General features: G+C 61.5%; 11 protein-coding genes. 6 read left to right on the top strand and 5 right to left on the bottom strand.

Annotation, left to right across the window (positions count from 1 at the left end; all coding sequences use genetic code 11):
- The first annotated feature begins 94 nt into the window (after positions 1-94).
- Complete coding sequence (locus tag NKJ46_RS29895; protein ID WP_352670151.1) at positions 95-808, top strand: nickel/cobalt transporter; 714 nt, start codon at positions 95-97, stop codon at positions 806-808.
- Between the two features lie 74 nt (positions 809-882).
- On the opposite strand, the gene NKJ46_RS29900 is transcribed toward NKJ46_RS29895, so the two are convergent.
- On the bottom strand, positions 883-2799 hold the full coding sequence (locus tag NKJ46_RS29900; protein WP_352670154.1) for a multicopper oxidase domain-containing protein: 1917 nt from the start codon (positions 2797-2799) through the stop codon (positions 883-885).
- A gap of 474 nt (positions 2800-3273) precedes the next feature.
- On the opposite strand from NKJ46_RS29900, the gene NKJ46_RS29905 reads away from it, so the two are divergent.
- Positions 3274-4710 (top strand): multicopper oxidase family protein, encoded by a 1437-nt coding sequence (locus NKJ46_RS29905; protein ID WP_352670157.1) that lies wholly within the window; start codon positions 3274-3276, stop codon positions 4708-4710.
- A gap of 13 nt (positions 4711-4723) precedes the next feature.
- Complete coding sequence (locus NKJ46_RS29910; RefSeq protein ID WP_352670160.1) at positions 4724-5164, top strand: YqaA family protein; 441 nt, start codon at positions 4724-4726, stop codon at positions 5162-5164.
- Positions 5165-5287: 123 nt separating this feature from the next.
- On the opposite strand, the gene NKJ46_RS29915 is transcribed toward NKJ46_RS29910, so the two are convergent.
- From NKJ46_RS29915 to NKJ46_RS29930, 4 genes are all read right to left on the bottom strand, one after another.
- Complete coding sequence (locus tag NKJ46_RS29915; protein WP_031212005.1) at positions 5288-6037, bottom strand: amino acid ABC transporter ATP-binding protein; 750 nt, start codon at positions 6035-6037, stop codon at positions 5288-5290.
- Between the two features lie 69 nt (positions 6038-6106).
- On the bottom strand, positions 6107-7264 hold the full coding sequence (locus NKJ46_RS29920; protein WP_352670163.1) for an amino acid ABC transporter permease: 1158 nt from the start codon (positions 7262-7264) through the stop codon (positions 6107-6109).
- Positions 7265-7268: 4 nt separating this feature from the next.
- Positions 7269-8456 carry an amino acid ABC transporter permease gene (locus NKJ46_RS29925; RefSeq protein WP_352670166.1) on the bottom strand — a complete coding sequence of 396 codons (1188 nt, stop codon included), beginning with the start codon at positions 8454-8456 and terminating at the stop codon, positions 7269-7271.
- Positions 8457-8519: 63 nt separating this feature from the next.
- Positions 8520-9548, bottom strand: coding sequence for an amino acid ABC transporter substrate-binding protein (locus NKJ46_RS29930; protein WP_254820740.1), 1029 nt, complete (start codon positions 9546-9548; stop codon positions 8520-8522).
- A 426-nt stretch (positions 9549-9974) separates the two neighbouring features.
- Here NKJ46_RS29930 and NKJ46_RS29935 point away from each other — a divergent pair, with 426 nt between their 5' ends.
- The 3 genes from NKJ46_RS29935 to NKJ46_RS29945 all read left to right on the top strand — a co-directional run bounded on the left by NKJ46_RS29935 (position 9975) and on the right by NKJ46_RS29945 (position 12698).
- Entirely contained in the window at positions 9975-11144 is a 1170-nt protein-coding gene (locus tag NKJ46_RS29935) for a cystathionine beta-lyase (protein ID WP_352670169.1), read from the top strand.
- A gap of 253 nt (positions 11145-11397) precedes the next feature.
- Positions 11398-12069, top strand: coding sequence for an RNA polymerase sigma factor (locus NKJ46_RS29940; RefSeq protein WP_352670172.1), 672 nt, complete (start codon positions 11398-11400; stop codon positions 12067-12069).
- 104 nt (positions 12070-12173) lie between these two features.
- Complete coding sequence (locus NKJ46_RS29945) at positions 12174-12698, top strand: DUF4142 domain-containing protein (RefSeq protein WP_352670174.1); 525 nt, start codon at positions 12174-12176, stop codon at positions 12696-12698.
- Positions 12699-12712 lie beyond the last annotated feature (14 nt).

Here is a 12712-nt window from a genome sequence, read left to right on the forward strand (position 1 = left end):
GCTCCCATGCAGAACCTGGCCCATAGTGCATCCTTTGATTCGGACGACAATGATGAACCATCAAAGCCTGGGATCAAACATCTAGTCTCGTCCGATGTTCCAGACGCTCGTCGAATTTCAGCGCACGATCTATCTGACGCTCGGCGAACAGATCAAGCTGCTTTCGGCAGGAGGCAATTGGCTGGCGTTCGTGGCCTTCCTGCCGATGGGTGTCGTGTTCGGGGCTGCCCATGCGCTGACGCCGGGTCACAGCAAGGCCGTGCTGGCGACTTATCTTGCCGGTTCGGATGCGAAGGTCTCGCGCGGCCTGCTCGTATCTATCACGCTATCGTTCACGCATGTGACGATTGCCGTTCTGATTGCGGCTCTCTCGCTGCCACTGGTTTCCATAGCATTGGGCAGCGTCGGCCGCGCTCCGCTTCTGGAGCATATCAGTCGCGGATTGCTGGGCCTCATTGGCGTCTGGATGCTCTGGCGCGCTTTGAGCCACAGCCATCACCACAGGCACGAGGGCGAGGCTGTCGGCGTCATGGCAGGCCTGATCCCATGCCCGTTGACGCTTTTCGCGATGACTTTCGCGATCTCCAGGGGTGTTCCGGTCGCGGGCGTCCTGTTTGCCATCACCATGATGGTCGGCGTGGCGCTGACGCTGTCCTGCGTCGCGGTGTTGTCGATCCTGTTTCGGGAACGGCTTGTACAGTTTTTCGCGCGCCAGCCACGGCTGTTCGAAACCATCTCCCGGACCATCGAGGGCGCCGCCGGTCTCGCCCTTGCCGGCGTCGCTGTCTGGCAGATCACATCAACCTGAGAGAAAATATGGTTTCAGCCACTGCATGGCGTCCGGGCCGGTGCAGCGGTTGGAACGAGCCCAGGCGACGTCGGTCATGTCACATCGATGACGACCATCAGCCCGCCGCCGCCCTTTTCCTCGACATTGTTGTTCGTGGTGTGATGCGGGATGTGGCAATGGATCAGCCATTTGCCCGGACGCTGCGCCTTCCAGATCACGTCGTAGCGCTGACCAGGCCCGACGTTGATCGTATCGGCAAGGAAACGACCGGACGCAGGAATCGTTTCGCCGTCGCGGGCAACGACCTCGAACGGTCCGCCATGGATATGCATCGGATGGATGAAGCCGTTGTTGGTGCCGATGAACCGCACCTTGAGCGTCTCGCCGACCTTCATCGGGATCGTCTCGGTCGAGGGATAGGCCTTGCCGTTGATGGTGAAGAAATTCGGCATGCCGCCGTCCATCGGCATCGACGGGTAGGTCAGCCCTTCCCGCACCAGCCATTCCTGAAGCTCGATGACGTAGTCATGGTCGGCCGCGACCTCGTCGGCGGGATTGGCGGGATCGATGATCAGCGCACCGTAGAGGCCGAGTGCCTGGGTCCGGTCGGGCTTCGCATGGGGGTGGTAGAAATAGGTTCCGTGCTGGGTTGCAGTGAATTCGTATGAATAGGATTGGCCGGTTTCGATCGGCGCCTGCGTGATTTCGGCCGGCCCATCCATCTGGTTCGGCAAGATCAAGCCATGCCAATGCACCGTCGTTTCCTCGGGCAGGCCGTTGGTAACGTTGATCCTGACCCGATCGCCCTGACGAATGTGAATTCGCGGACCGGGAATCTGGCCATTATAGGCATAGGCGTCGACCGCGACGTCCGGCAGGATCTGCCAGCGGACCACTGAAGGCCTGAGCTCGAACACCTTGATGCCGTTCTCCATCCGAAAAGGCAGTTCCTGGTCGCCCCTTGCCGTCAGGCCATAAGAGGCGGCCACGAGGCGTGGATCGGTAGCGGCCATGTCGCGCATCGTATCGGCCGGCGTGTCGCGATCCATGATCATGCCTTGCGGCATGATCACCCCGCCGACGTCGCGTGCCGACAGCGTCAGGTTCAGCCAGTTCGCAGGCGCGACCATGCCGATGGCGAGCGCCAGCAGGGAGACGGCACCCAGGGCAGCGACCTGCGGCGTCGTGGCATCTGTCTCCATGTGATGGCCGCCGCCTTTGCCTTTGTGGGAAGCCATATTGTGGCGCTGTCCGCGATGGCCACTGGCGTCGGCCTGCTGCATTTGCATCTGCGCATGTTGCCTCGTTCCAGGCTGCTCTCGACCATCGATGCCGGCTGCCTGCGCGCGCTGTGTCATCAACCCATGCTTCAAGCCGCGGGCGACCAGCCAGACATTGGCCGGGTAGGCAAGCGCAAAGCCGGCGATGACGCCGATCGACATCACGCCCCAGAACAACAGCTCCGTCGGTTCCATCGCGCGCATGTCGCGGCCCATCATCAGAAAACTCATGACCGGCGCCATGCCGGCCATCATGAAGTTCATCGAGATGAACTCGGGCAGGAAGCTCTTGCGTACGTTCTCCCGATAGGTGCCGCCCATCATCGATTTCATGAACAGCGACTGGAAGATGAACAGGCCGAAGGCAAAGCCGGCGAGATATTCGACGATCAGGTCGATCCACATCGGCAGGCCAAGCGCCGCCGTGATGGCGGCGGCAAGAATGATGCCGGTGGCATCGCCTGCGACGCAGTGGATGGTGGAGCCGACGCCCTGCTTCCAGAGCGGCCGGGTGAAGAGTTCATGCTCGCCCGGCCGGGGCTCCTTGTCGGCGAGCACGTAGAGCAGCAAGCCGAGCGGACCCATATAGAGGGTGACCAGGATGAAGCCCCATTTCATCACCACCGGCTCGGGATTGTTGCGATATTGGTCGAAGCCGACATAAAGCGTCGAAGCCAGCGCCAGCGCGAACCAGACGACGAGGAAATAATCGATCGGTTGGATAAGCATCAGGATGAGCCCTTGACCTGCCGCCGCACTACGCTTCCCATCACAGGAAGGTCAAGGGCTTTTGAGCCAGCTCAAATCATCGCTGCTGTGCCGAGGCAGTACATCGAAATTTGCCTCTTGACCTTCCCATGATGGGAACCTTTATGTCGTGTGGCAACTGCCCGGTTGGAGTTGCAAACCCATGACTGCCGTCACTCCTCGAATCCCAGACGAGCCTGTTTCCGCTCCCGCGATTCAGATTGGCACCGAGGGGCATGACCTTGCGCCTCCTGTGTCGCCCGCCCGAAAAGGCGCTGAAGACGGGTGGCATGACGTGACCGAGGCCAATGTCAATCTGGCTACGGAGCGTGCCACCTGAGCTATACCGCGTGCCGACGCGCGTGACCTTAATCTCGGAGACAACACATGAATCGACGCAGTTTTCTGGCGGCAGGCGCTGCCACGGTTCTCGCTAGTCCGCGCGCCATCGCCCAGATGAAGATGGACGAGATGCCCGGCATGGATATGGGGCACGCGGGCCACGACATGGGCGCAGCGCCAAAAAGCGCAGCCATGCTGCCTGAGGGCCAGGCGTTGCGCGAGTTGCCGCTGCTAGCCAATGAAGCCGATACACCCCGCCTGTTCAGAGCGAACCTCACGGCTGAACCCGCCATGGTTCGCTTTGCAGAAGGGCTCGACACGCCAATCCTTGGGTACAATGGCATGAGCCCGGGGCCATTGATCGAGGTGACTGAAGGCGACCGTGTCGAAATTGCATTCACGAACCGAATTCCTGAAGAGACGAGCACCGTCCATTGGCATGGCATGCCGGTTCCGGCTGACCAGGATGGCAATCCGATGGACGCCGTTGCGACGGGCACGGAGCGCAACTACAGCTTCGAACTGCCCGAAGGAAGCGCGGGCTCGTACTGGTATCATCCGCATCCGCACGGCAAGACGGCCGAGCAGGTCTACCGCGGACTTGCCGGCGCGTTCGTGGTCAAGCCGAGGGCCGACCCGATCCCGGCCGAGTATGGCGACACTGTGCTGGTGTTCACAGACCTTCGCCTTGCCGCCGACGGCACCATGCCGGACAACACCATGGTCGATTTGATGAACGGGCGCGTCGGCGATCACGTGCTGGTCAACGGACAGAAAAATCCCGCGCTATCGGTCCCGTTTGGAACAAAGCGGCGATTTCGGTTCTACAACGCGACCAACGCGCGCTTTTTGCGGCTCTCCTTCGACGGCGCACCCATGACGATCATTGGCACCGATGGCGGTCTGCTGGCGGCGCCGGTGGCAGCCAAGGACGTCCTGCTCAGCCCGGCGGAACGCCTTGAACTGATCGTCTCGTTTGAGAAGCCCGGCCCCGTCACCCTGAACACGCTCGACTACGATCGCGGCTGGATGGGCGCAGGCCGCCCCGCCGATGCAGGCCTGACATTGCTTACGGTTAATGTTTCGGACACGCCTGCAGAGACGTTTCCTCCGCTGCCGGAAAGGCTTCGACCAATTGCACAACTTGGCACCCCTGCCGTCAGCCGGCGTTTCGTGTTCACCGAGACGATGACGATGAGCGCGACGGACATGCAGATGGGATTCCTGATCAACGGCGCGGCGTTCGACATGGGCCGCGTCGACGTGGTGTCAAAAACAGGACAGGTCGAGCTCTGGGAAATCGTCAACAAGGCCGACATGGACCATCCGTTCCATGTGCACGGGACGCAGTTCCAGGTGGTCGAGCACGAACGTGGTGGGCAGGTCTCGAAACCGGCCTATCTCGCCTGGAAGGACACGGTCAACGTGGCACGCGGCGAAACGGTGCGGCTTTTGCTGCGCCAGGATCGCCCCGGGCGGAGGATGTATCATTGCCACATCCTGGAGCACGAGCAGCTCGGCATGATGGGCATCGTCGACGTGCAGGCCTAGTCGGTCGTTCGACGTGGCTGCACTGGCAATCTATGGCGTCCTGTTCACCAGCGCATTCCTCGCCGCAACGATCTTGCCGTTCTCGTCGGAAGTTGTGCTCGCCGGCTTGATCGCCGGCGGCCGTGGCGATCCGGTGCTGCTTTGTGCGATCGCCACGATCGGCAACACGCTCGGCTCGGTGGTGAACTGGATGCTGGGGCGTGGCATCGACATGCTCCAGTCCAGGCGATGGTTTCCCGTCACTCGTGAACGATACGAGCGGGCGAGCCGGACCTTTCGCCGCTTTGGCGCGTGCTTGCTCCTGTTCGCCTGGTTGCCGGTCGTCGGGGACGCGTTCACCGTCGCGGCAGGCGCGGCCCGCATCCATCTCGGCGTATTCGTGATGCTTGTCGCATTGGGCAAGGCTGCACGATATGCGGTGATCGTCGCAGGGGGATTGTGGGTGCTAAGATAGTGCCCGATGCTCGCCATCGACCAAAGGGCAGATCCCCCGAGCATCACCACTCGTCGAATACGCGCGGAGCCAAGCAAGGCAGAGAGGCCGTCCGCCGGTCTTGTCCCGAACCGGCGTACAGGATCAGTGCAGGATCTGCGACAGGAACAGCTTCGTGCGCTCATGGCGCGGGTGGTCGAAGAACTCGGCCGGCGTGTTCTGCTCGACGATCTGACCCTGATCCATGAAGATCACCCGGTTGGCGACTTTGCGCGCAAAGCCCATTTCGTGGGTGACGCAGAGCATGGTCATGCCTTCCTCGGCCAGCCCGACCATCGTCTCCAGCACTTCCTTGATCATTTCCGGATCGAGAGCCGAGGTCGGCTCGTCGAAAAGCATGATGCGCGGGTTCATGCACAGCGAGCGGGCGATCGCCACGCGCTGTTGCTGGCCGCCGGAAAGCTGGCCGGGATATTTGTTGGCCTGTTCCGGGATCTTGACGCGCTTGAGGAAATGCATGGCGATTTCCTCGGCCTGCTTCCGCGGCATCTTGCGCACCCAGATCGGCGCCAGCGTGCAATTTTCCAGAATGGTCAGATGCGGGAACAGGTTGAAGTGCTGGAACACCATGCCGACCTCGCGGCGCACCTCGTCGATCTTCTTCAGATCGTTGGTCAGTTCCTTGCCGTCGACTATGATCTTGCCCTTCTGGTGTTCCTCCAGCCGGTTGATGCAGCGGATCATCGTCGATTTGCCGGAGCCCGACGGGCCGCAGATGACGATCCGCTCGCCGCGCATCACCTTTAGATTGATGTCCTTCAGCACATGGAATTCGCCGTACCATTTGTGCATGGCAATGATGTCGATGGCGACATCGGTGGTGGAAATGTGCATCTTGGCGGCATTGACCTTGATCTCTTCCGCGCTGACGGCGTTTTCTATGACCATGACAAGGTCCCCTTTTTAGCGTTTGTGGCCGGTGTCGAGACGGCGTTCCGTGTACATTGAATAACGCGACATGCCGAAGCAGAACAGCCAGAAGATGAAGGCCGCGAACACCAGGCCGGATCTGGCCGTCTGCGGCGTCGCCCAATTGGCGTCGGAGAAGTTCTGCTTGACGATGCCGAGGAGGTCGAACATCGAGATGACGATGACCAGGCTGGTGTCCTTGAACATGCCGATGAAGGTGTTGACGATGCCGGGAATGACCAGCTTCAGCGCCTGCGGCATGACGACCAGACCCATCTTCTGCCAGTAGCTGAGGCCGAGCGAATCGGCGCCCTCATACTGACCTTTGGGGATCGCCTGCAGGCCGCCGCGCACCACTTCGGCCATGTAGGCGGCGGCAAACAGCGACACGCCGATCAGCGCGCGCAGGAACTTGTCGAAGCTGACGCCGGCCGGCAGGAACAGCGGCAGCATCACGCTGGCAAAGAACAGCACGGTAATCAGCGGGATGCCGCGTACCGTCTCGATGAAGACCACGCACAGCAGCTTGACGATCGGCATGTTCGAGCGCCGGCCGAGCGCCAGCACGATGCCGATCGGCAGCGACACGGCTATGCCGACGAAGGACAGGCTGAGCGTCACCAGCAGCCCACCCCAACGCGACGTCTCGACATGCGGCAGGCCGAACATGTCGCCGACCAGCAGAACGAAGGCGACGACCGGCAGCGCCAGGAAGAGAAGAATGGCGTTCAGCCCTTTGCGCGGTACGCGCGGGATGAGCAAAGGCACCAGCAGTGCCACGAACAGGATGGCCACCACGATCGGCCGCCAACGCTCCTCGATAGGATAGGTGCCGAACATGAACTGGCCGAACTTGGCGTTGACGAATGCCCAGCAAGCACCAGTCCAGCCATCCGGCTGGATGCCTCCTTGCGCCACGGTGGCGCAGACCGAGCGGTCCGGTCCGGTCCACTGGGCGTTGATGAAGGCCCAATTGATGATTTGCGGCAGGATCATAGCGACCAGCGCGATGCCGACGATCGTGAGGATGGTGTCGCCCGTGGTGGCAATCAGGTTCTTGCGGATCCAGGCGGTGAGGCCACGCTCGCTCGACGGCGCCGGCTGCGCCAGCACCATCTCCGTCCGCACCCAGGACATGTCGTGTTCCTGCATGGCCCTACCTCTCCACCAGCGCCATCCTGGCATTGACGACGTTCATGATCGCCGACGTGATCAGGCTGAGCGCGAGATAGACAGCCATCATGATCACCACGCCTTCGACCGCCTGCCCGGTCTGGTTCAAGACAGTGCCAGCGGTCGCCGTCAGGTCCGGATAGCCGATGGCGATGGCGAGCGAAGAGTTCTTGGTTAGGTTGAGATACTGGCTGGTCAGCGGCGGGATAACGATGCGCATCGCCTGCGGCACGACGACAAGCCTGAGGATCGATCCCGAGCGCAGCCCGAGTGCCGCGGCCGCCTCGGTCTGGCCCGTGCTGACGCCCCTGATGCCGGCGCGCACAATCTCGGCGATGAAGGCGGCCGTATAGCAGGACAACGCCAGATAAAGTGACAGGAACTCCGGCCTGACCTGAAAGCCGCCGACCAGGTTGAAGGTCGATTGTTTCGGGAATTCGAAGCTCAACGGAAAGCCGCTCAGCGCGTAGGCCAGCAGCGGCAGGCCGACGATCAACGCTATGGATGTCCAGAGCACCGGGAACGGCTGACCCGTCGCCATCTGCCGCTGTCGCGCCTTGCGGGCAACGAACCAGGCCATAGCGATGCCGAGGAGCAGAGCGACCAGGATCAGCCAGGAGCCGTCGCCCCAGATAGCGCGCGGAAAATAGAAGCCGCGCTGGTTGAGAAAGGAGCCGAACAGCAAATTGATGCTCTCGCGCGGCGGCGGCAGCACCGCAAGCACGCCGGAATACCAGAAGAAGATGACCAGCAGCGGCGGGATGTTGCGAAACACCTCGACATAGACCGTGCAGATCTTCCTGATCAGCCAGTTGCGCGACAGTCGGCCGATGCCGACGATGAAACCGATGATGGTGGCGGTGATGATGCCGACGACGGCCACGATCACGGTGTTGATGAAGCCGACCAGGATGGCTCGGAAATAAGTCGAATCTGACGAATAAGCGATGGCACTTTCGCTGATGTCGAAACCGGCGCGGCCCTTGAGAAAGCCGAAGCCGGAGGCGATGTGCAAGCGTGTCAGATTGACGATGACGTTGTGGGTAACCCACCAGACTCCCGCTACCAGCAGGACGAGGACCACTGCCTGAAAGAATATACCGCGGACCCGAGGATCATTGATGAAGGAACCGCGGCTTGGCTCCTCGCGAAGAACTTCCTGCGATGCCATTCGACAGTCCCCTGGAAAGAGAGACCGGAAGGCAGACGATCTGCCTTCCGTATCCATTGTCGATCAGCGGATCGGCGGAGCGTATTGCAGGCCACCCTTGGTCCACAGCGCGTTGATGCCGCGCGCGATCTTCAGCGGGCTGCCGGAGCCGACATTGCGCTCGAACATCTCGCCGTAATTGCCGACGGCCTTGACGATGTTAACGACCCAGTCATTGGAGACACCGAGATCGGTGCCGATCTTAGTGTCGGCTTCCTGGCCGAGCACGCGCTTGATCTCGGGACTGTCCGAGTTCTTCATCTCGTCGACATTGGCCTTGGTGATGCCGAGCTCCTCGGCGTCGAGCAGCGCGAAATAGGTCCACTTGACGATGTGGTACCACTGGTCGTCGCCCTGGCGCACGGCCGGCCCAAGCGGTTCCTTGGAGATGATCTCAGGCAACACGACATGGTCGGCCGGCGCGCCGAGGGTCAGGCGGATACCATAGAGGCCCGACTGGTCGGTGGTGTAGACGTCGCAGCGGCCGGCATCATAGGCGGCGTTGACCTCTTCCAGCTTTTCGAAGACGACCGGGTTGTACTCCATCTTGTTCGACTTGAAATAGTCGGCAAGGTTGAGCTCGGTCGTGGTGCCGCTCTGCACGCACACCGCCGCGCCCGAAAGCTGCAGCGCCGAGTTCACGCCCGGAAGCTTCTTGGCGTTGATCATGAAGCCCTGGCCGTCATAATAAGTCGTGCCGATGAAGTTCAGGCCGAGTGCGGTGTCGCGATTGATGGTCCAGGTGGTGTTGCGCGACAGGATGTCGATCTCGCCCGACTGCAGAGCGGTAAACCGCTCCTTGGCGCTGAGCGGCGTAAACTTCACCTTGGTGCCATCGCCGAACACGGCGGCCGCCACAGCGCGACAGAAGTCCGCGTCGATGCCTTGCCACTCACCCTTGTCGTCCGGCGCCGAGAAGCCGGCCAGACCGGTCGAGACGCCGCATTGGATGAAGCCCTTCGCCTTGACATCGTCGAGCGTGGCCGCCGAAGCCGCCGAAGCCGCGAATCCAAACGCGGCGGCGCCCAAAACGCCGATTGCAATGTGTTTCATGACCCACAGACCCTTTTCTGTTTTTTCCAGGCGAACCTGACTTTTCCCGTGTGAACGCAGCTATGTATCCCGGCCCATTACCGGAATCCCGCATCGTAATCGACGCGCTGCCTCCCATTCACGAACAACATCGAAGGCGATTATTCCTGTGAGGTCAAGGGAAATGACCGAATTCGAAAGACTTTGAAAACCAACCGCCTGAAATGCCTGAAATTGCAGACAAACGCGCCCGCAAATTGGTCAGCGCGCCAATAAAGCCGGCAAAGTCCGACCGTGACTTGCCAAGCACAGCTGGCAGCCGTCCAGAAGAACTACGGCGCATTGCTGAATTGGCATATTCAAGAGCTTGGCCTGGCGAGTGCGCTGCGGTTGCGCGGCCAATGCCGCCGCACTATGGCTAACGACCAACCCATGGGACGAAAAGCAATGGCAAAAGACGGCAGCGAGATGGGCATCAACACGCGGCTCGCCCATTCCGGCAACAACCCGCATGACTATTTCGGCTTCGTCAATCCGCCGGTGGTGCATGCCTCGACCGTGCTCTATCCCAACGCAGCGACGATGGCTTCACGCAGCCAGAAATACACCTACGGCACGCGCGGCACGCCGACCACCGATGCGCTGAATAGCGCGATCGATGCGCTGGAAGGCTCCGCCGGCACGGTCGCGGTGCCGTCCGGCCTGGCGGCGGTGACGTTGCCGCTGCTCGCCTTCCTGTCGGCCGGCGATCATCTGCTGATCGTCGATTCCGTCTATCATCCGACCCGTAACCTCGCCGACACGATGCTGAAGCGGCTGGGCATCGAGGTCGAGTATTACGAACCGCGCATCGGCGCCGGCATCGCGGCGCTGATCAAGCCCAACACCAGGGTGGTGTTCACCGAATCGCCGGCCTCCAACACTTTCGAGGTGCAGGACATACCGGCCATCGCCAAGGCAGCGCATGCCGCCGGCGCCATCGTCATGATGGACAATACCTGGGCGACGCCGCTCTACTTTCGCCCCCTCGACCATGGCGTCGACATCTCAATCCACGCGGCGACGAAATACCCGGCCGGCCATTCCGACGTGCTGCTCGGCACGGTGTCGGCCAATGCGGACTGCTGGAAGCAGCTTTTCGAGACGTTCAACACGATGGGCTGCTGCGCCGGGCCTGACGACGTCTACCAGGTGCTGCGCGGCCTGCGCACGATGGGTGTGCGGCTGGAGCGCCATCAAAAGAGCGCGCTTGCCCTCGCCGGCTGGCTGGAGGGTCAGCCGGGCGTAGCGCAAGTGCTGCATCCGGGGCTGCCCAGCCATCCCGACCACGCCATGTGGAAGCGCGATTTCTGCGGATCGAGCGGCATCTTCTCTATCGTTCTTGCAGGCGGCGGACAGAAGCAGCAGCACGCCTTCCTCGACGCGTTGAAGTTTTTCGGCCTCGGCTATTCCTGGGGCGGCTATGAGAGCCTTGCCGTGCCGGTATTCCTGGGCGACCGCACTGTCGCCAAAGGCCCGTATGACGGGCCGCTAGTGCGTCTGCAGATCGGGCTCGAGGATGTCGAGGATTTGAAAGCCGACCTGGCGCGCGGGCTGGCGGCGGCCGCTGAGGCCTGAGCCAGCACCTTTCCAGGCTGAGTCAGGAAATCGACGTAACAGCCTGGAAAACTTGCGATCCTGAGCGATGTCATGCGACCGATCAGCCGATGAAAACGGTGTCTACAAAATAGAGGCGGCGGTGCGGTGAAGGCGGTAGAATAGCCTATGCCAGTCCTTGACACTGATTGAGGCTGGCCGCGGAATCGGTCGGGAACCTTTTGTCGGCTGATGCATCCAATGTCGCGATGAGAAGCCTATCAGGAGATCGGCCATGCCTGCTGCGTTGACGGCAACGCCCGCCGCTTCTGGCGACATGCAGCTTGTCGGCCGCGCGCTGGCACGTGATGGCGATGCATTCCGTACCATCATCAAGACGCACAACCAAAGGCTCTACCGCATCGCCCGCGGCGTCGTGCGTAACGACAGCGAGGCCGAGGACATCGTCCAGGAGGCCTATGTCAGCGCCTTTGCCCATCTCGAGTCCTTTCGCGGCGATGCCTCACTCGCCACGTGGCTGTCGCGTATCGTCATCAACGAAGCGCTCGGCCGCTTGCGCAAAAGGCGGCGAATGGTAGCGATGCCCGAAAACCCGCAAGCCGAAATCATCCGGTTTCCCCTCAACCCGAGCGACGATCCGGAGCGGACGATGGCGCAACGGCAGATCCTTGAGCTTGTCGAACGGGCAACCGACAGTCTTCCCGATGTCTACCGGATGGTGTTCGTGGCGCGAGTCATCGAGGGATTGAGCATCGAGGAGACCGCTGAACTGCTTGGCGTGCGACCAGAAACCATCAAGACCCGGCTCCACCGCGCCCGTGTGCTAGTGCGCAAAGCGCTGGACGACCAGATCGGCCCGGTGCTGCTCGACGCCTTTCCGTTCGCCGGCCGGCGCTGCGAGCGGCTGACCAATGGCGTGATGCAGCGGCTTGGTCTTTCCGGATAGGCCGCGCCGATTTTCGCGGGAACGTTTGGCGGCGACCTGCATCCAATGAGCATCACTGAAAACGAAGCCCGATGCCGTTCCGCGTCGGGGCGAAGGAGAGCATCATGTTTATTCGATCGACCGCGGCACTGACCGCATTTTTCCTGCTTAGCGCAGCACCCTTGTCGCAAGCTGCCGACAAGCCGACCGATCCGCAGATCGCACATATCGCCTACACAGCCGGCGTGCTTGACGTCGAGGCGGCCAAGCAGGCGCTGAAGAAATCGAAGAACAAGGAGGTCGTGGATTTCGCCAAGGACATGGTGCGAGATCACGAAGCGGTCAACAAACAGGCTCTCGACCTGGTCAAGAAGCTCAAGGTCACGCCTGAGGACAATCCGACCAGCAAGGCGCTGACCAAGGCGGCGGCCGAGGAACGTGCCAAGCTTGCCAAGCTCAAGGGCGCAGCGTTCGACAAGGCCTATGTCGCCAATGAAGTGGCCTACCACAAGCAGGTCGACGGCGCGCTCGAAACACTGCTGATCCCGTCGGCCAGCAATGCCGAGCTGAAGAGCCTGCTGGAAACCGGCCTGAAAATATTCCAGGGCCACGAACAGCACGCCGAACACGTCGCCGGCATGCTGAAGTGAGGATTGAGCCAATG

This window comes from Mesorhizobium sp. M0166 (genome assembly GCF_040322255.1).
Classification (GTDB): domain Bacteria; phylum Pseudomonadota; class Alphaproteobacteria; order Rhizobiales; family Rhizobiaceae; genus Mesorhizobium.